This window comes from Thermostichus sp. OS-CIW-29, assembly GCF_054058195.1.
In genome coordinates, this window is record NZ_JBSSAB010000001.1 from 150,431 (window position 1) to 169,676 (window position 19,246).

Sequence of the window (19,246 nt, forward strand, 5' to 3'; positions counted from 1 at the left end):
CTCAAGGATTGTGGGAGGCCGGGGTGCCATCGGATTCGAGTTCTAGTCGCGCCAGCAGGACAGAGTCCTTTGTTGGGCAAGCCCTCACCCACCTGGACGCCTCTGGCCGAGCACAAATGGTGGAAGTGGGACACAAGCCCATGGTTGCCCGCTTGGCCACTGCCCAAGGACAGGTACGCATGTCAGAAACGACTTTGCAGGCTATTCTGGCCGGTCAAGGGCCCAAAGGGAATGTGGTGGAAACAGCCCGGCTGGCCGGGATCATGGCTGCCAAGCGCACCGCCGATCTGATCCCGCTGTGTCATCCTCTCCCCTTGAGCAGCGTCACCGTGGATCTGAATCCGGATCCCCATCTGCCCGGCTTTCTGATCACCGCTACAGTAAAAACCAACGCCCAAACAGGGGTGGAGATGGAGGCTCTGACGGCTGTTTCCGTGGCTGCCCTCACCCTATACGACATGGCCAAGGCCTTGGAGAAGACGATGGTGATCGAACACATCCGGCTGCTGCGCAAGTATGGGGGGAAGTCTGGGCCTTTCGAGGCAGAGGATCGGGATAACGCCGAGAAATGCTGAAAGCTTTGCAACAACCAGAGAGGGGTGTTGGGCTAGGGTTGTTGGTGGGCATTGGGGTGCTGCTCTGGCCCATGCTGCGCCAGGGCTATCCCATGACTCACTCCACTCACTTCAACCTCAGTTGGGCCTTTCAGTATCAACGACAGTTTTTCGGCGGGCAGTTTTACCCCCGCTGGCTGGAGTATTCCAACTTCGGCTACGGCAATCCCACCTTTGCCTTTTACCCCCCTCTGTGCATGGTGGCCCCTCTGCCGTTTCGCCTGCTGGAGCTGGACATGCCCACCTCTTTGGTGGCCAGCATGGGCTTGGCGATGGCAGTCTTTGGCGCAGGGCTGTATGCCCTTCTCCGGCAACTCATCCCCTGGGCTTGGGCTCTGGTTTTGGCTCTGGCGGGTATGGCCGGCCCCTATTGGCTGGTGGATATTTACCAACGGGGGGCAATGGGGGAAGTGTGGGCCATTGCTGTCTCTCCCTGGATTTTCTGGGCCTCAGTCCAGGTGATCTGCCGGCCCCAGTCCCTTTGGCCGATTGTGGCCTTAGCCATTAGCTACGGCCTGTTGGCCCTATCTCACTTGCCCACTTTGCTGGTCTTTACGCTAACTTGGCTGCCCCTGCCGTGGGTGCTGAGCCGTCGGGATCCCCTCTGGCCCAGGGTGGGGCGCTGCTACTTGGGGTTTGGGCTGGGGCTGGGGTGGACGGCGTTTTATCTGCTGCCAGCCTTTTGGGATCAGCGCCTCATCCAGGTGGAGTTGGTGAATTTTGTCGAAGAGTACATGCCCCAACATCGCCTGATGCTGAGTGGGCTAACCCGGCTCCAGCCGCAACTGACGCAGCACTGGTTTGAAAGCGGCCTGGTGGGGTACTGGATCTGGATGGTGGCCGTTGTCTTGGGTGCTGGGATCCTGGTTTTCTGGGAATGGCTGGCCCGCAGGACAAGGGGGATGACCCCGATCCATTCCGTTCGTGCTGGCGAGACGGAGTCCTTTGATGCCTTGGGATCCCATGCTCCCCTGGCCAAAGCCATCCTGCTCTACAGCTTGGGGGCCAGCTTGGTGGCCTTGCTGATGATGACGGATCTGCTGGGTTGGCTCTACGAGTGGGTTTTGCCCCTGCGCCGCATTCAGTTTTCTTGGCGCTGGATGGCGGTGACATCAGTAACGGTGCCCTGGCTGTTGGGATCCCTGGCCGCCTGGGGGTGGGGGCAAAAGGGCTGGAGGATCCTCTTGATTGTGGGGATAGGTCTGGCAATGGGGATACAAAGCTGGCAGGGCTGGCAGGTCTTGTCCAGAGCCTGGTTTGACCCGCAAACCATCCAGACTTTTCAAGAGCTGTCTGCCGCCAAGCCATTTCCCAACGAGCCCCAGGAGCGACCGGGCATTGCTTTTCTCCACATGCACTGGCGCTTTCCCGACGGGCTGGCGCTGGTGGATGTGCTGGAGTACCGACCTCGCCAGGCAACGCTGCCCATGCCGCCCCCAGAGGTGGATCCGCTGCTGCGGTGGCAAGGCGACATGGTGAACTTTGGACGAGAACAAAGCGATCTGGAGCCACTGTTGGAAGTGGAGCAGTGGCGCTATGGCTACCGTCGTTTTCGGGCCGTTAACCCCACCGATCAGGATCAATGGGTAGTCCTGCGCACTTTTTACTACCCTGCTTGGTGGGTACAGGTGGATGGTCGCCTCACGTCTGCTGAGCACAGCGGAGTGGGGCTGTTGCAGGTGCGGATCCCACCGGGGGATCATCGCGTGCAGGTGCGCTATCTGGGTACTGCAGCCGAGTGGATGGGGTGGATCTTGACCGGCCTGACGGGGGTGCTGCTGGTGAAGCTGCGGCGGCTGCTTCGTTTATTGAATTTGAACGGAGCGCGGAGACAAGAAACTCCAGAGGAGGTAACAGCATGCTGAGTCGCGTGGCCGATTCCATCTACTGGCTCAACCGCTACGTGGAGCGCGCCGAGAACATCGCCCGCTTCATCGATGTCAATCTCAACCTCATCCTAGACTTGCCCAGCGGTCCCGCTCAGCAGTGGGATCCCATCGTCTACACCACCGGGGATCAGGAGCTGTTTTACCAACGCTATGGCCAGGCAACCCAAGAAACGGTCATCCAGTTCCTGGCTTTTGATAGGGATTACCCCAACTCCATCCTTTCCTGTTTGCGGCTGGCGCGGGAAAATGCCCGTTCTGTGCGGGAGGTCATTTCTTCAGAAATGTGGGAGCGGGTCAACCGCTTTTATTTGATGGTCAAAGAAGCGGCTCAGCAAGGCCCCCACCTGAGTCAGCTCCACGATTTTTTCACGGAAGTGAAGCTGGCCAGTCACCTATTCGCCGGGGTGATGGATGCCACCATGACCCATGGGGAAGGATGGCATTTTGGCCAGATTGGCCGTCTTTTGGAGCGGGCAGACAAAACGGCGCGCATTTTGGACGTTAAGTATTTTATCTTGCTGCCCTCTCTGCAGTATGTGGGTACGGCTTTGGATGAGCTGCAGTGGATCGCCTTGCTGAAGTCGGCCAGTGCTTATGAAATGTACCGGAAATACAGCCGCCAGCACCGCATCAATCCCAGGGAGGTGGCCTCTTTCCTGATTTTGGATCGGCAATTTCCCCGCTCCATTCAGTTTTGTCTTATTCATGCGGATCGATCCCTGCACCAGATCACCGGCACCCCAGCCGATACCTGGCGGGATCCCAGCGAGCGAGCTTTGGGCCGCCTGCGTTCTGAGCTGGACTACCTGACCATCGACGACATTATGGAGCAGGGCTTACATGAGTTTCTCGACAAATTGCAGCTACAAATGAACCACGTTGGCGATTGCATCTACGAAACTTTCTTTGCCACTCGCCCCTTGCAACCGTCTGAATCCTCTCTACTCTCTCAACGTCAAGCCCAACTGACATGAACGGCCTCGACTCTGAATGCAACGAGAAAAACAGGACACCTGGCCAATTGGGCTGGATCGGCAGCCGACGGGAGTAGATGAGGCAGCCTTTATTGCCGCCAATGCCATACTGATCGGCGATGTCCATCTTTCGGAAGCGGTGAGCATCTGGTACGGGGCTATCCTGCGCGGGGATCTCTCGCCCATTGTGATTGGCCGCCGCAGCAACATCCAAGATGGAGCCATCCTGCACGGGGATCCCGGACAGCCGACCCTGGTTGGCGAGGAAGTGACCGTAGGCCATCGAGCGGTCATCCACAGTGCCCACATCGAGGGGGGATGTCTGATCGGGATTGGGGCCATTATCTTGAACGGGGTCACCATCGGGGCAGGCAGCATGGTGGGAGCTGGAGCGGTGGTCACCCGGTCTGTGCCACCCCACTCTTTGGCGGCGGGGATCCCGGCCAAGGTTATCCGCACCCTCACCGAGGAAGAGGTCAAGCAACTGCGCCTTCACGCCCAGCACTACGTGGATTTGGCGCTTCAGCATGCCAGCCGCTTTGGCCGGTGGAGCAGAGGTTCGGGCGAGCGGCTCTGAACCTATTTTGCAAGCCGTCTCTCAACAGCCGGGATCCGCGCAGAGCACCCAGGTATCTTTGCTGCCGCCCCCCTGGGAGGAGTTCACCACCAGAGATCCCTTCTTGAGGGCGACGCGGGTCAGCCCCCCTGGGTGAACATAAATGTCCTTGCCATAGAGGATGTAGGGCCGCAAGTCCACATGACAGGGCTCCAGACAGGGGCCTTCTCCCCGATCCACCAAGGTGGGCACGCGAGAAAGGCACAGGGTGGGTTGGGCGATGTAGTTGCGCGGCTGGGCGCGGATTTTCTCGGCAAAAGCAGACCGCTCTTCCGGTGTGGCCTGGGATCCCATCAGCATGCCATAGCCGCCTGACTCGTTGGCTGCCTTCACCACCAGCTTGTCGAGGTTCTCCAGCACATACGCCTGATCCTTGGGATCCCAGCAGAGGTAGGTGGGCACGTTGGGCAAAATGGCTTCCTCTCCCAGATAGTAGCGGATCATCTGGGGCACATAGGCGTAGATCACCTTGTCGTCCGCCACCCCTGTTCCCAAAGCGTTGGCAATCGCCAGCCGCCCCGACCGGTAGACCTCAAACAGGCCGGGTACCCCCAAGAGGGAATCAGGGCGAAAAGCAAGGGGATCGATGAAGTCATCGTCGATGCGGCGGTAGATCACATCCACCCGCTGCAGCCCTTTGGTGGTGCGCATTTGCAAATAGCCATCGGCCACCACCAGATCCCGCCCTTCCACCAGCTCCACCCCCATCTGCTGGGCGAGGAAAGAATGCTCGAAGTAGGCGGAGTTGTAGATGCCGGGGGTGAGCACCACCACCGTTGGGTTGGCTAGGTGCGGCACCAGGTTAAGCAGAGTATCCAACAAATGGCTAGGGTAGTCGTCCACCGGGCGGATCCCCATGGTGTTGAACAGGGAGGGAAAGGTGCTTTTCATCACCCGCCGATTTTCCAGCACATAAGAGATTCCCGACGGACAGCGCAGGTTATCTTCCAACACGTACCAAGTCCCGTCCCGATCCCGCACCAGGTCGGTGCCGGTGACGTGGCACCAAATTCTCCCCGGCGGGTTGAGCCCCACACAGGGCCGCAGAAATCCCTTGGCCGTTTCGATCAGCTCGGCAGGGATCACCCCATCCTTAAGGATCTTCTGGTCGTGATAGACATCGTCGATGAACAGGTTGAGGGCGTGGATGCGCTGCTTGAGACCCTTCTCCAGCCGCTGCCACTCGGAAGCCGAGACGATGCGGGGAATGATGTCAAAGGGGAAAATTCGCTCCGTGCCCTGGCTATCGCCATAGACGTTGAAGGTCACCCCCATCTGAAAGAGGGCCGCCTGTGCTGCCGCTTGCCGCTGCTGCAGTTCCCCTTCTTCCAGAGAATGAATGCGCTCAATCAGCGGGATCGCCTCAGGACGGGGCTGGTTACGCCCCAAAAACAGCTCGTCGTAAAACCCCTCGCCCGGGTCGTAGGCATCAAAACGCACGTCTGGGATCCCTGGAACGCTATCATCTTCTTCTACTTCTTCTACTGTTGGCGGCTCTGGATCTGCATAGTGTGCTTTCAGCTACTTTTAGCCTGGTAAAAAGAAAGGACTCCGTCCCGCTGACGCGAAAGGACTCCGTCCCGCGAACAGTGGGTTGGCCAAACCAGGGGGGAGCTCTAGGGATCCACCACCTCAAAGGCCCATAGCCCCCGCTCGGCAGGGATCCGATGCAACTGCCCCTTGGGAAAGCGCCGTTGCAGCTCTGCCCCCTGCTGATCCCATACCCACTCGTTCATGAACAGGGTAAACGGTGGCTCCAGCGCCTGGATGGGCAACACCTCAGGGGAAAACACCGCTACCTTTTGTTCCCGTCCGGCAAAAAATTGGATCCAGCTTTGCCAATAGTGGGGTTCCCCCCAGCCGAAATAGGGGTAGGCAGTGCTGGCGGCCAGATAGAAGCGGTAGTCGGGATCCCCTTGGCGAGCTGCCACATAGCGCCCGGTAGCCCCCACATCGTTGCCCTGCGTCCAGCCTTTGTGGACAAAGTCTCCAAAAATGGCCAGGTTCCACCCCCCAATCAGCAGGATTGCCCCCGCCATCGCCGCCGCCGGCAGCCAACTCCCGGCCCGGGATCCCCAGCGTTCCAGGAGACCTGCCAGCACTTGGATCCCTTCCAAGGTTAGATAGGCTACAAAGGGCAGAATGACCAGCAGGCGGGTGTAGTTGGGGGCTTTGGTGATGGCCAAGCTAAACAGCAGGTAAAGAAACAGGAAACTGCCGATACACAGCCAGTCGTGGGGTTGGCTGCGCTTCTTGAAAAGGCGGTAGAGGCCGGATCCCAGCCCCAGCCAGATCAAAGCCCCCGTCAAGGGATCCACAAAAGCATGGCCGTAGTTGGGATAGATGTAGCCGCGGTCGTGCTGGCCGGGGTCGTTGAACATGCTGAGGCCGTTGAAGATGTTGCGCCAGACCGCCTCCTCTGGCGTAGCCGCATTCACCCACATCTGTTGTAACGCCCGCCCTTCCGGGAAAAAGAGAAATTGTTGGCGAGAGTACTCGGCGCTCACCGCAGGTGCTGTGACCGTGGCCACCAGAATGGGCCCAGCCACCAGAAAAAAGCCCAGCGCCGCGGGCACCGTCAGCTTAGCCAGGACCCAGAGGGGATTAGCTTGCTTGTTTTCTCCTCGGAGATCCTCCCGGCCCAGGAGCAGGTACAGAACTCCAAACAGCAACCCCAGCAGGATCACCACCCGCCCCGGCAAATAGCCGTAGAGGGAGAAAGCCGCCGCTCCTCCCCCCAGATAGAGCAACAGGGGATTTTTTTCCCGCACGCCCTTGAGGAGCAAGGCCAGGGCCGCACACTCTACCAGCACAATCAGGTTTTCCCGCATGGCCATGCGGCTGATGCCCAGCAAGGCGTGGTTGGATCCCAAGAGGGCTGCCCCCGCCAAAGCCAGCCGGGATCCCCAAAATGCCCGAAAAAACCCGTAGGCCACCAGAATGGTGACGACCCCGAAGGCGGCATGTACCGTGCGCACATTGAGCAGCGTGACTCCCCCCATCAGCCGCGTCAGGCCGCCGAAGAGGCTGAACATGAAGCGGGGGAAATAGAAATACTCCGGCATCAGCCCAAAGATATCGGGATAGCGCACCCCTGAGGCGCGACGGGCCATGGAGGTGATCACAATCTCGTCAGTATTGATCTGAAAAGGGATGTTGGGCAGGTCGCAGAGGTAGATCGGGGCAAAGACCAACACCAACAGCCCCAGGTGCAACAGCTCCTGTTGCCAGCGCAGCCGCGTCGGATCCCAAGGGGGTTGAGCCGGGGAAAACTGCGCCCAATACAACCCCACCAGCAGGATGCTCAGCAGCCAGAGGCCAATCTGCAGCACGTGGTAGCCAAACACCCCGTACCAGAGGATCAGGGCTACCCCCAAGCCCAAGCCGGATCCCAGCAGGGGCAGATGCCGGGAGGTCATCACCCTATCCCAAACCGCCATAGAACCGATACGACTGGAATCAGGAACGAATCGATCCCTCTCAGCCTACCAGGCGCAAGATGCTCGACAAAACCAGAACTCAGTCAGCGCCCTCCCCCCTAGTCTTTCTCCCAAGGGGCGAGGAGAGATCAGAAAAGGTTGGAATCAAAACTTTGCCCCACCTGTTCTAGGGATCGCCAACAGGGATTCACAAAATCAATAACCCCGCATCGGCTCCGCCTCTGGCTCCAATTCCGGATCTATGAAGTTGGACGGATCGTAGAGGAAGCGGTTGACCTCGTCCTCAATGCGATAGATCTCGAAGGGCTCCAATTGTTTGCCAGTTCGCAAGGCCAGCAGGTAGCCATCCACCAGCAGACGTAGCTCATCGGTGCGCCGGTAGCCCCGCTGCCAGGTATCCACCAGAGCATCGGTCAAAGCCTGATAGTGCCGGATCAACTTTGGGTCTTGCAACATGGTGTTCCCTTGCCCTGCCTGTTTCTATCCTAACGTTTGGTGTCTCTTTGTAAGCGGGGATTGCGAACGGGATCCCGAAGCTTGGTCTCTTCTTGGCTTCAAGCCATGGGCAGGTGCAGCCGCGAAGACGTCTCGCCGCCGCTGTGGAGAGTGATGGTGAGAATGCGGGCCTCAATCAGCCGCTCTTCCCGCATTCCCGTGCCTGTGTTGACAGGATAGGCCGGAAAACAAGCCGCGCTAAGGCTGAGGCGCAGAGCATGACCGCAAGGAATGCGAATACAGGTGGGCTGACAGGGAATCAGAATGGGGGTACCAGGCTGGGGATCCCGTAGGCGACAATAGCCTTGGGAAAAGTTATACACCTGCCCATCGGGCCTTACCACCGAGAGCACAGCGCAAAGATCGAAACTGGGGCTGTCGGCCTCCGCGTACACCTCCACAGCAATGTCCCCGACCAGAACCAGCTCGGCTTGCAGCGGCGGAGTGGTATAGGTCAGGACATCGGTGCGGCAGTCGAGGGCGGAGCGCTCTTGCGGCCCGGCAGGCTGAACTAGGTGGCCCCCCAAGGCCGGCACCGGTCGCCAGGGATCGTGAACAAAGGTATCCGATTGTTGCGTCGGCGAGGGTTCAGGGCGAAGGGATCCCTCTGCTTCTGAAAGGGCAGCCAAGCCGGTGCTGTGTAGGTAAAAAGCTTTTGGCTCAGGGGTAGGCCAAGCATCAAAGCCGCGCCAGCGGTTGGATCCCATCTCGAACAGGCGTACCGGCGGCTCCTGGAGGATCCCTGTATCTTTGCCTTTGAGGAACTGGTCAAACCAGCGCACCTGCAGCCGATCGATGGGGCTGACAGCCTCTGGGCCAAAGTCCAACGCCCCCACTTTGCGCCCCCAAGGGAGATGGATCCAAGGGCCGATGATCAGGTATTGAGGGTTCTGGCTGCGGGCGCTCATTTCCTTGTAGAGGCGCAGGCTACCACTCAGGTAGCTGTCAAACCAGCCGGCAATGTGTAGCATCGGCAGATCCACCACCTCTAGACGGGGAGAGAGCTTGCGCCAGTATTCATCCGGCTCGCTGTGCTCCAGCCAGTCGAAGTAATAGGATTGGGGGGCATACTGCTGCAACACCCCCGGCTTGAGGGGGATAGGGTCGTAGAGGGGGAGATTGCGGGCAGCTTTCAAAAGCGCTTGGTAGGCATTGGCATCCCCCCTGAGACGCGCCCCTTCGGTCTCCAGTTGCAAGGCCCAACTGAGGTTGTTGTAGAAGGCAAAGGCCCCCCCTGGGTAAGCGGCATCGGCATAGAGATCGTAAGGCAGCATCGCCGGGCAGATGGCCTTCAAGGCGCTGGGACGGGTAGAAGCCGCATACAGCTGGGTCATGCCCTGATAAGAGAAGCCGTACATGCCCACTACGCCGTTGCTCCCCGGCAAGGCAGCCGCCCAATTGACGGCGTCAAACCCGTCTTCCACCTCATGGCGGAAAGGGTAGAAGGATCCCTTGGAAGTTCCCCGTCCGCGCACATCCTGGATGACCACAATGTACCCCTGGGCCGCATACCACCTGGGATGGGCATACACCACCGTCGAGGCAATGGCCCGCCCATAGGGCTGCCGCATCAGCAAAACCGGGTAGCTCCCCTCCCCTTGCGGGCGATAGACATCCGCGTCCAGTTGGATCCCGTCGCGGGTGAACATGGAAACAGTTTCGCGGGGGCGAACGGGCAACATGGCCTGGGTTGGGCTAGCGGATCTTGCCAAAGGGATACCAACCAAGGACAACCTAAGGGATCCCTGGGTGGATTCTTCCTAAGATAAAACAGAAGCCCTTATGAGAGGGAGAAACTCCCACCAGAGTTTGAGCCCCTTCCCTGGTATTGCCCTTGATCTCCGGCCTGCTGGCGCAAACGCAGCCCCCTCCAGACCCCTCTTTTATGGCTTTTATGGATTTATGGAAACAGAGACCCTGGGAAAAGATTTGTCGGAGCATGCCTCTAACCCCCAAAACCCTGAACTTTGCTGAATTTACTGAGCTTTAGGCGGTTTGGCAAAAGTCATTGAGAGGGATATAGTAGACCAAGTTTCCCCCTGATCCTTGAGTCCACCGCAACGGTTGCCGGGAAGTGAAGGGGGAAAGCGCTCGGGGGGTATTCCTCAGGGCTTTGCGGGATACCGCCTTCCTGCTCAGAGATAGGCAGGATGCGATCGCTTCTTTCCTGAACCATGTTCAGGAGAGTTCAGCGTGAATGTATCAGTACCCCTGACTTCCAACCTCTACAGCTCCCAGAGCCATTGAGGCCTAAGCCTCAGCAAATGCCCTTCTCCAGCCCCCCGACAGCACCTGCAAATCCTCCTCATCCAAGTCCGCAGGAGTGCCGGAGCGGATGAGCTCGGCAAAATCTTCGTTGGGCACCATGAAGCAGAGGGCGTAGAGGCGGCCTGGGCCGGTATTGTGGATTTCATGTACACCGGTCGGCGGTACCAGAATGCTATCTCCAGTTTTGATGGGGGCCGCTTTTCCATCGCAAATGGCCAGGCCTTCCCCCTTGAGAACAAAAAACATTTCCACAGCCATTTGATGGCGATTTGGAGGGGTTTTGCCTCCCTCATCGAAGATCTCCACACAAAAGGTTAGAGAAATCTGAGCATGAGAAGGATCGAACACGATGGCCAGGCGATTGGTATCGTGGGGGCTGATGCGAAAAGCCTGATAATCGGCAGGGGTTTTAACAATTGGAATCACGCAGCGGGAAAGCGTTTGCATCCGGATCCTCCGCTCAAGAGATGAGGGGTGAATAGTGGGCAAGTGCTAACAGGGGAGAGCCGCGAGCAAATCTGAGGAGGAGGCGACAAAGCCAAAGCACTGCTTGACGTTGTAGAGGGTAGCTAGCAAACAGTATTCAGGAGAGGTGGTGGCGGCGCAGTCTTCCAGCAAAATGCAGTCGTAGCCGAGGAAATTGGCATCTTGCAGCGTGGTCATGACGCACTGGTCGATGTTCACGCCGGCAAAAAAGAGGGTGGTGCGCCCCAGGTTTCTGAGAATGCTATCGAGAGGGGTATCCCAAAAGCCGCTCATGCGGAACTTATCCACCCAGATATCCTCGGGCTTGACCTCCAGTTCCTCCACCACAGCAGCGCCCCAACTGCCCCGCGTGAGGACCAAAGACCCGTTCTTAGGCAAGGGATCCCCCAGCCCTACTCCCTCTCCGGTGGGGTTGTACACATGTCGCAAGCCGGCGCTGATGTTGAGCAAGTCAGGGCGATTGCCCCAGTTCACCCACACAATCGGCACTTGAGCTTGTCGCAGGCGGGGCAGCAGGGCTTTTAGAGGGCCGATGGGAGCCCGTGCAGGTGTAACATCGACGCCAATGCTGGCCAGCCAACCGTCGGGATGACAAAAGTCGTTTTGCATGTCGATCACCAACAACGCCGCTTTGGCCAGATCCAAGCGCAGGGTTTTGCTGGAGGTGGGTAGCAGGATGGGCCGGGGATCCAAGGGCGGACGGGTGAGGTCGGCCATTTCGGCATTCACAGCCCAGGCATTGGGAGGGATCCCAAGGGTCTTCAAGGGGCGATTGGGGGTGCTCATGGATTCTCCGCTCGCGTCGCGCAGCAGTGGGATCAGGTTGGGCAGTTGAGTGATGACCCACAACTACGCTCGACCTTAATGCACAGCTGACCTGACTTTGGAATCATAGGCTACACTTTCTCACCTTATTAACGCATGGGATCCCCCAGGGTCAGTTGATAGGGATTGAGATGAGGATGATCCGAAAGGGTACCCAGGGATCCCTCCCTGCACGCTATGCTGTAGAAACTTGAAATGATTATGTAGAAGCATGAGCATCCTGCGGCAATATATCTTTCCCGCTCTCATCCTGCTGGTGTTTCTGTTTACCCTGGTGGTGGTGAGCATTCGCTCGTTTCTGCCGGAGGATATGGCCCAGCCTGCCCCTCTAGAAGAAGCGACGCCTGTGGCCCTTTCTGCAAATGCCTGAGGATGGCTGAACAAGGGATCCCTCTGCCTGTGGGTTATCGTTGGCGCATCGGTTCAGCCTGGGATCGGCCCTGGGTGCGACGAGGATTGCAGGCCACGTTGCAGGAATCTTTTCCAGAGCAAAGCAACTGGGATCACCTAGAAGAGACGCTGGATCGCCTCTTCGACCCACCCCGCACCCCCTGCTGGTGGATCTTGAAAGAAGAAACTGCAGAGCCGGTGGGCTGTGTTTGGGCCGGCATCTCCACCGATCAAGCCACCCATCGGCGGGTAGCCTACATTTTTCTGCTCTGGGTGGATCCCGCCCATCGCCGGCAGGGCCTGGGCAGAGCTTTGATGCAACAGGTGGAACGCTGGGGATCTCAGCAGCAGCTGGCGGCCATTACCCTGCAGGTTTACCATCACAACCAAGCCGCCCTCCATTTCTATCAGCAGGCTCACTTTGCTGTACAAGGCTACTGGTTGTACAAGCCGCTCAGCCCCGCGCCCATAGACGCGCATGTAGAAGAGCATGAATACAAAGGTCATGAAGTTTTGTGAATAAGCCGGGATCCGCTCTCAGTTGCTCCTTTGATGAAAGCGTGATGAAAACGATGGCATCGACCGGAGGGAACGCCCATGTCCAGACCCGTCAAGCTAAGTGAAGCCGAGATCCAGGCCAAGCTGGAGAAACTGCCGGGCTGGTCTTTGCGGGAGGGAAAGCTGCATCGCCAATTTCAGTTTGGTTCCTTTGTCGAAGCCTTTGGCTGGATGAGCAGTGTGGCCTTGGTGGCCGAAAGCATGGGGCACCACCCCGAATGGAGCAATGTCTACAACCGCGTGCGGGTGGATCTCACCACCCACGATGCCGGGGGCATTACAGAACTGGACTTTACCCTGGCGCAACGCATGAACGAGCTGGCCAGCTAGACGCTTCAGTACCCAACTTTGGGGATCCCTCAAAGCCGGCTTGGCAGAGGATCCCCATTGGTTTGTTGCTGCCTCTAAGGTTGTGTCGGGAGTTGCGCTGGTCTGATAGACTAAGCCTAAGGTTAAGAAATGATAATTTTATGAACGTGCTGGTTGTGGGGGCGACGGGAACGCTGGGCCGTCAAGTGGTACGCCGAGCCATCGAAGAGGGACACCAAGTTACCTGTCTGGTGCGAAATCCGGCAAAGGCTGCTTTCTTAAGTGAATGGGGCGCTCACCTGAAGGTGGGAAACCTGCTTCAGCCCAGCACCCTCAACTCCGCGATGGAAGACATCGAGGCGGTGCTCGACTGTGCTACGGTGCGGGTGACCGACACCCTCAGCGCCCGTCAGGTGGACTGGGATGGCAAGGTTGCCCTGATCAATGCGGCACGGGCTGCCCAGGTAGGGCATTTTATCTTTTTCTCCATCATGGGCGCCCACCACGAGTATCCCAATGTGCCCCTGATGAATTTCAAGCATCACATTGAGAAGTATTTGATCGGATCCCAGATGCCCTACACCATTTTCCGGCCAGCGGGCTTTATGCAGGGGTTGATTGGCCAGTACGCCATCCCCATCTTGGAAGAACAAATCGTCTGGGTAACCGGCGAGGGCATGCCAACGGCCTACCTAGACACCCTAGATGCAGCCCGGTTTGCGGTGCGAGCTCTCACTGTAGAAGCTGCCAAGCAGCAAATCTTTCCCTTGGTGGGGCCCAAGGCTTGGACGGCTCGAGAAGTCATTGCCTTGTGCGAGCAGCTCTCCGGCAAAAAGGCCAAAGTCAGCACCATGCCGCTGGGACTGCTGAGAGGGGCGCGCAAGGTGGCGCAGTTTTTTCAGTGGAGCTGGAACATTGCCGACCGGCTGGCGTTTGTGGAGGTGATCGCGGCCAAAGAACCCATGCACGCCGATATGACGCCTGTATGCGAAACCCTGGGGATTGAACTGGCCTCTCTGACCTCTCTTGAGGACTACCTGGCGGAGTATTTCCAGAAGATGTTGAAACGGATTCGCGAGCTGAAGGTCAAGCAACCTAAAGTCAAAACGCCCTTCTAGGTCGTTGTTCTCAATCTTCATCTTCTTGGCAATTTCACAGGGACTTACGATGGTAGCCTTGGGATGAAGAGGTGAATGGGATCCTGCTTGCGTTAGCCTATCGAAGACCGGAAGTAGGGCAGCAGAACTTCGGGGATGTCCTAGAGCCATTCACGGTATCTGCGCAGCCGGGGATCCTGAGTTCCCAAGGAGTTTATTCCCATCTACGCTTTAGAGAGTGAGGTGGTGACAACAAGAGAGTAACCTCTGTTGCCCCTTGCTAAGGTATAGACTTTTGTCTATAGATCTCATCGAGAAGTTCAATTTTTATCTATCCTAATTTGCAGCTAAGATGCTGCTTAAGATTTTTTACAGGATCTCAGCAAGTGTTCCAGTTTGGCCAAGATCCCTGGCCGAAGGAGGATTATGAGCTTGAACGGGCTGGTCACAACTGCATGGCTGATTCCCCTCTACGCTTTGGTGGCGTGGGCGGGAGCGCTGATCTGGTCCCCAGGAATCACCCGGCGCACGGGACCACGTCCGGCAGGTTATTTGAATGCCCTGCTGACCTTAGTGGCTTTCCTTCACAGTGTGGGAGCGCTGGTGGCGATTTGGGATCAGCCGGCGCAGGTCATTCGGTTGCCTTGGCTGCAGGTGGGGGATCTAATGTTAGAGCTGCCGCTGCAGGTGTCATCGGTAACTCTGGGGGCCTGCGCTGTGGTGACGGGTCTGAACCTGGTGGCCCAGATCTACGGCTTTGGCTACATGGAAATGGACTGGGGCTGGGCGCGGTTTTTCTCCCTGCTGGGCCTGTTTGAGGGGGGGATGTGTGCCTTGGCTTTGTGCGACTCCCTCTTTTTCAGCTACGTGATCCTGGAGATTTTGACCCTGGGCACTTACCTGTTGGTGGGCTTTTGGTTCAACCAATCGCTGGTGGTGACGGGAGCGCGGGATGCTTTTTTAACCAAGCGCATCGGCGACCTGTTGCTCTTGATGGGGGTAATCGCCATCTATCCCCTGACCGGCTCCTGGGAGTTTGAGGATTTGGCGGCTTGGGCTGAGGCGGTGCAGGCAGGATCTGTCACTGTGGATCCCACCCTGCTGGCCCTGGTAGGGCTGGGGTTGCTGGCCGGCCCCGTAGGCAAGTGTGCCCAATTTCCTCTGCACCTGTGGCTGGATGAGGCGATGGAAGGGCCGATCCCCTCGACGATCTTGCGCAATGCGGTGGTGGTGGGCACAGGGGCCTGGGTGTTGATTCGCCTGCAACCCCTCTACGAGCTTTCCCCAACGGTGCTGAAGGTGATGCTGACTATCGGCAGCTTGACGGCGGTGGGGGGATCCCTAGTGGCCTTGGCCCAGATCGACGCCAAGCGGGCCCTGTCTTATCTGGTGAGCGCCTACATGGGCTTGATCTTTGTGGCGGTGGGCACCGGTCATCCCCAGCAAGCCTATGGGTTGCTGCTGACCTATGCGCCCGCGATGGCCCTGTTGGTGATGGCGCTGGGCATGGTGATCTGGAACAGCATTACCCAGGATCTGCGCTATCTAGGAGGCTTGTGGTCGCGGCGCCCTATCTCGGGGCTGTGCTTCTTGACCGGGATGGCTGGAATCATCGCTTTGCCTCCCTTCGGCTCCTTTTGGGTGCTGACGGATCTCTGGCAGCAGTTGGTGCAACCGGGGCAGGGGTTGTGGGCGGCAGTTGTGCTGGTTACCAATGCGGTGACGGCGCTGGGGCTAACGCGGGTATTTGGCCTTGTTTGGGGGGGCAAACCGCAGCAGATGAGCGAGCGCTCGCCAGAGGTGCATTGGCCGATGATGTTGCCCAGCACCGCCATGATGGGGGTAACGCTGCACATGCCCATGATCCTATCGGCACTAGGTCTGATTCCCGCTCTGGAAGGGATCCCTGTTGGGGTAATGACGGGCTCCAGCTTGACAGGCATTGCCTTGGGAGCCTGGCTGTATCTGCGTCCGCAGCGGCAGCCGGTGGACTGGGCCTTCTTGGCCGACTGGCAGGATTTGTTGGCCAACGACTTCTACACCCCCAAGCTCTACCGGGCCAGTGTGGTGTTTGCGGTACGCATCATCTCTGAGGTTACAGCCTTGTTCGACCGCTATGTGGTAGACGGCTTGGTAAATTTGACCAGCTTGGCGGTATTGGCGGGTGGACAGGTTTTGAAATACACCACCTCTGGCCAGTTGCAAGCCTACGTGCTGACGATTGTGGTGGGGGTGGCCCTGCTGGGCTGGCTGATTCTCTAGGCTTGGGCAAGGTAGCGGGACGGAGTCCTTAGATAAAGAGGGAAAAGACCATGCTGAGTGCCTTGATTGTGTTGCCGATCTTGGGATCCCTGCTCCTGTTCTTAGGCTTGGGGGGGCGAAAGCTGGCGGTGGCCTTGGCCGGGATCCTGCTGGGGATCTCGCTGCTGCTGTTTGCCAACTTTGACCTGCAAGCGGAAGGGCTGCAGTGGGTGCAGCGGTGGGATTGGATCCCGGCAATTGGGCTGAGCTACTCCCTGGGCCTGGACGGGTTTTCCCTGCTGATGGTGGCTTTGAATGGGCTGCTCACGCTGATTGCGGTGCTGACAGCTGAGCCAGAGGTGAAGCGGCCCAACCTCTTATACGGCTGCATTTTGTTCATGAGCGGGTCGGTCAACGGGGCTTTTGTTGCCCAGAACCTGCTTTTGTTCTTCTTGTTTTACGAGCTGGTGCTGATCCCGATCTACCTGCTCATCTCCATTTGGGGCAGCCCCAAGCGGGATTATGCTGCCATCAAGTTTTTGATTTACACCGCCGTTTCCGCCATCTTTCTGTTGGGGGCCTTTTTGGCCATCTACTGGCTGGGGGATCCCCATAGCTTTGAGCTGCTGGAGATCCGCATCACCTCTCTCAGCCCTGTTGCCCAGACCTTGACGCTGTTGGCCTTGATCGTGGCTTTCGGCATTAAGATGCCGCTGATCCCCTTCCACACCTGGTTGCCTGATGCATACGGGGAGTCGTCGCCGCCAGTGGCCATCCTCCTGGGAGGGATCCTCTCCAAGTTAGGCACGTACGGTCTGTTTCGCTTTGGGCTGCAGTTGTTTCCCCAAGCTTGGGCCGACCTGGGCGGGATCCTAGCCTGGTGGGGAGCCATTGCCGTGTTGTCCGGGGCTTTGGCAGCCATCGCCCAAAAAGACATCAAGCGCATGGTGGCCTACAGCTCCATTGGCCACATGGGCTACATCTTGCTGGGCATGGCGGCAGCCACCCCCATTAGCCTGACCGGGGCGATGGTGCAGATGGTCTCCCATGGTCTCATCTTGGCGCTGCTGTTCGATTTGGTGGGCTTGGTGGAGCGCAAAGTGGGAACCCGCGATCTGGATGTGCTCAACGGCCTGCTCAACCCCTTGCGGGGCTTGCCCACGGTGAGTGCTCTGCTCATCTTGGGGGGGATGGCCAGCGCCGGGATCCCTGGCCTGGTGGGCTTTGTGGCGGAGTTTTTGATCTTCCAGGGCAGCTACCAAGATTTTCCTCTGCCCACTTTGATCAGCATCTGTGGCACCGGCTTGACGGCGGTGTACTTTGTGATTTTGCTGAACCGCACCTGCTTTGGCAGGTTGGACAACCGCACCGCCTACTACCCGCGCGTGCATGGCTGGGAGCGGATCCCGGGGCTTATTTTGACGGCCTTGATCGTTTGGTTTGGGATCCAGCCCATGAGCCTGGTGAAATGGCCACAACCCTTGGCGTTTACCCTATCCACCCAGGTGGCTCAAGCGCAAACGCTTATCCTGGCATCAGCCGGTGACCTTGCCCCCATCACCCTCTCTGGAGCCGATCCAGGCAAGCGGGAAACTCCCAGGAATTGAGATCCCAGCAGATGCCCCCTATGGAGCCAGGACTTTTGAAGAGTTGGAGACTTCTTCCATGACGACAACCCTTACAACCCGCAAGCTTCCCCCTTCTACCCACCCTTTTGCGGATGTAGTCCACCGCTTGGAGGCTGGGGGATCGATGCTGCCGGATACGCCGGAAAACCTGATGCAAATTATCGGCCTCTACAAAGCCTATGCGGTGCCGATGGACTTTTACTGGCGCGATCTGCTCTACATTGCCGAGCAGGTGTTTGTGGATCCCTTGCCCTTTTTTAAGTTCATCATTCCCGAAGAATATTTGAAGCTGGCCAACCACTACGCGGGGGATAATGCCGATTTGCGCATTTGGCGCGGCCCCGCTACGGCCCACCCGGAACTGCTGGAGTTCATGGAAAAAGGGGAGCTCAAGCGCAAGCTGCCGCGGATTTTGCATCACCTTTGGCATGACCGCATCAACATGGAATTTGCCGAAGAATGTATGCGGGCCATGCTCTGGCACCGGGATATGGGGGGCTTGCTGGATCCCTACATGGATTCCGAAGAATACAAGCAAAATGCCGACCGCGCCATCCGCGCCTATTGCCAGGGCAACCCCTTGTTGATGGGGCTATACAAGCTCTTCCCCGATATGTTTTTGGAGCTGTGCCGCCAGGCCACCATGTACTCGGTGTTGGGCCTGTTTTGGGAGGTGATGGCTCCGGTCTTTTTTGAGATGAGCGATCTCTACGATGAAGGCAAAATTACCAGCGTGCCGGAGGCGATGAACTTTCTGGTCAACGGGATCTTCGCCATTGCCGGACGACCCATCTACCATCGCGTGCGCATTCGGGGAGAATGGTACGATATTGTGCCCAAATCCAAGGGATTTACCTGGCTATATGAGGCCGCTTTCCCCTATGTAGAGGCCGTGTTTTATCGCACCTCTCCTTTCCGCGGCACCAAGTCCTACAACGCTCAGGCCAACGAAGTTCCCACCAACCAGTTGGACTTTCACTACGGGATCCTCTACGCCGATAAGTTTCCGGTGGGCACCGCCGGGATCCCGCCCACGCTCTTGCACCAGGATATGTACCACTTTTTGCCCCAGTATTTGGTGGAGTATTATCGCAAGCATTGCCGCGGCGAAGAGGACATGCTGATTCAATTGGGGGTTAGCTTCCAGCGCTCCATGTACAACGTCACCTCAGCCGTGATTCAGGCGGGAAGGGCCGCTTTCTTGTATCCCCTTGATGATCCAAATCCACGGCACTTGATGATGAACCGCCGTTATTTTGAGGGACAACTCAATCGCTTCACCCGACCGGAATATGGGATCCGGGAAGCAGCCCGCCTCGCCTACATTCAGGATCAGAATTATCGCTAGCCCGTGGCAACTTTAATGATCTCAAAGCCTTTCGAGCAGCAATCCAGTTAGCAACAACTTCACAGCAA

At 58.0% G+C, this 19,246-nt stretch carries 17 protein-coding genes; 11 read left to right on the plus strand and 6 right to left on the minus strand.

The window, feature by feature from the left end; translation table 11 throughout:
* Positions 1–23 precede the first annotated feature (23 nt).
* From moaC to ACVWZJ_RS00705, 4 genes are read left to right on the plus strand one after another with little or no spacing between them, the layout of a single operon-like run.
* Positions 24–575, plus strand: coding sequence for a cyclic pyranopterin monophosphate synthase MoaC (gene moaC / locus ACVWZJ_RS00690; protein WP_011434399.1), 552 nt, complete (start codon positions 24–26; stop codon positions 573–575).
* Entirely contained in the window at positions 569–2,479 is a 1,911-nt protein-coding gene (locus tag ACVWZJ_RS00695) for a hypothetical protein (protein WP_457393950.1), read from the plus strand. Before moaC ends, ACVWZJ_RS00695 begins: the two co-directional genes overlap by 7 nt.
* The gene (locus tag ACVWZJ_RS00700; RefSeq protein ID WP_011434401.1) at positions 2,473–3,477 is read left to right on the plus strand and encodes an alpha-E domain-containing protein; all 1,005 of its coding nucleotides are present in this window, start codon (positions 2,473–2,475) and stop codon (positions 3,475–3,477) included. Before ACVWZJ_RS00695 ends, ACVWZJ_RS00700 begins: the two co-directional genes overlap by 7 nt.
* Before the next feature lie 16 nt (positions 3,478–3,493).
* Positions 3,494–4,054: a gamma carbonic anhydrase family protein gene (locus ACVWZJ_RS00705; protein WP_011434402.1), complete on the plus strand. Its 561-nt coding sequence runs from the start codon at positions 3,494–3,496 to the stop codon at positions 4,052–4,054.
* A gap of 21 nt (positions 4,055–4,075) precedes the next feature.
* Here the strand turns inward: ACVWZJ_RS00705 and ACVWZJ_RS00710 are convergent, their stop codons facing one another.
* The 6 genes from ACVWZJ_RS00710 to ACVWZJ_RS00735 form a co-directional block, all read right to left on the minus strand.
* Positions 4,076–5,533 (minus strand): circularly permuted type 2 ATP-grasp protein, encoded by a 1,458-nt coding sequence (locus tag ACVWZJ_RS00710; protein ID WP_011434403.1) that lies wholly within the window; start codon positions 5,531–5,533, stop codon positions 4,076–4,078.
* Positions 5,534–5,709: 176 nt separating this feature from the next.
* The gene (locus ACVWZJ_RS00715) at positions 5,710–7,512 is read right to left on the minus strand and encodes a glycosyltransferase family 39 protein (protein WP_238376821.1); all 1,803 of its coding nucleotides are present in this window, start codon (positions 7,510–7,512) and stop codon (positions 5,710–5,712) included.
* Between the two features lie 216 nt (positions 7,513–7,728).
* The gene (locus ACVWZJ_RS00720) at positions 7,729–7,989 is read right to left on the minus strand and encodes a DUF6761 family protein (protein WP_011434405.1); all 261 of its coding nucleotides are present in this window, start codon (positions 7,987–7,989) and stop codon (positions 7,729–7,731) included.
* Between the two features lie 98 nt (positions 7,990–8,087).
* Entirely contained in the window at positions 8,088–9,710 is a 1,623-nt protein-coding gene (locus tag ACVWZJ_RS00725; RefSeq protein WP_187147287.1) for a CocE/NonD family hydrolase, read from the minus strand.
* Positions 9,711–10,278: 568 nt separating this feature from the next.
* On the minus strand, positions 10,279–10,743 hold the full coding sequence (locus ACVWZJ_RS00730) for a cupin domain-containing protein (protein ID WP_011434408.1): 465 nt from the start codon (positions 10,741–10,743) through the stop codon (positions 10,279–10,281).
* Positions 10,744–10,788: 45 nt separating this feature from the next.
* Positions 10,789–11,568 (minus strand): cysteine hydrolase family protein, encoded by a 780-nt coding sequence (locus ACVWZJ_RS00735; protein ID WP_041437718.1) that lies wholly within the window; start codon positions 11,566–11,568, stop codon positions 10,789–10,791.
* Positions 11,569–11,818: 250 nt separating this feature from the next.
* Here ACVWZJ_RS00735 and ACVWZJ_RS00740 point away from each other — a divergent pair, with 250 nt between their 5' ends.
* The 7 genes from ACVWZJ_RS00740 (at position 11,819) to ACVWZJ_RS00770 (ending at position 19,178) form a co-directional block, all read left to right on the plus strand.
* Complete coding sequence (locus ACVWZJ_RS00740; RefSeq protein ID WP_011434410.1) at positions 11,819–11,977, plus strand: hypothetical protein; 159 nt, start codon at positions 11,819–11,821, stop codon at positions 11,975–11,977.
* Between the two features lie 2 nt (positions 11,978–11,979).
* Entirely contained in the window at positions 11,980–12,516 is a 537-nt protein-coding gene (locus ACVWZJ_RS00745) for a GNAT family N-acetyltransferase (RefSeq protein ID WP_011434411.1), read from the plus strand.
* A gap of 78 nt (positions 12,517–12,594) precedes the next feature.
* Positions 12,595–12,885, plus strand: coding sequence for a 4a-hydroxytetrahydrobiopterin dehydratase (locus ACVWZJ_RS00750; protein ID WP_011434412.1), 291 nt, complete (start codon positions 12,595–12,597; stop codon positions 12,883–12,885).
* A 140-nt stretch (positions 12,886–13,025) separates the two neighbouring features.
* Positions 13,026–13,982, plus strand: coding sequence for an NAD(P)H-binding protein (locus ACVWZJ_RS00755; RefSeq protein ID WP_011434413.1), 957 nt, complete (start codon positions 13,026–13,028; stop codon positions 13,980–13,982).
* A 405-nt stretch (positions 13,983–14,387) separates the two neighbouring features.
* A complete protein-coding gene (locus ACVWZJ_RS00760; protein ID WP_011434414.1) occupies positions 14,388–16,223 on the plus strand; it encodes an NAD(P)H-quinone oxidoreductase subunit F in 1,836 nt (611 codons plus the stop codon).
* A gap of 50 nt (positions 16,224–16,273) precedes the next feature.
* A complete protein-coding gene (locus ACVWZJ_RS00765) occupies positions 16,274–17,809 on the plus strand; it encodes an NADH-quinone oxidoreductase subunit M (protein WP_011434415.1) in 1,536 nt (511 codons plus the stop codon).
* Between the two features lie 58 nt (positions 17,810–17,867).
* Complete coding sequence (locus ACVWZJ_RS00770) at positions 17,868–19,178, plus strand: CO2 hydration protein (RefSeq protein WP_011434416.1); 1,311 nt, start codon at positions 17,868–17,870, stop codon at positions 19,176–19,178.
* The last annotated feature ends 68 nt before the right edge of the window (positions 19,179–19,246 follow it).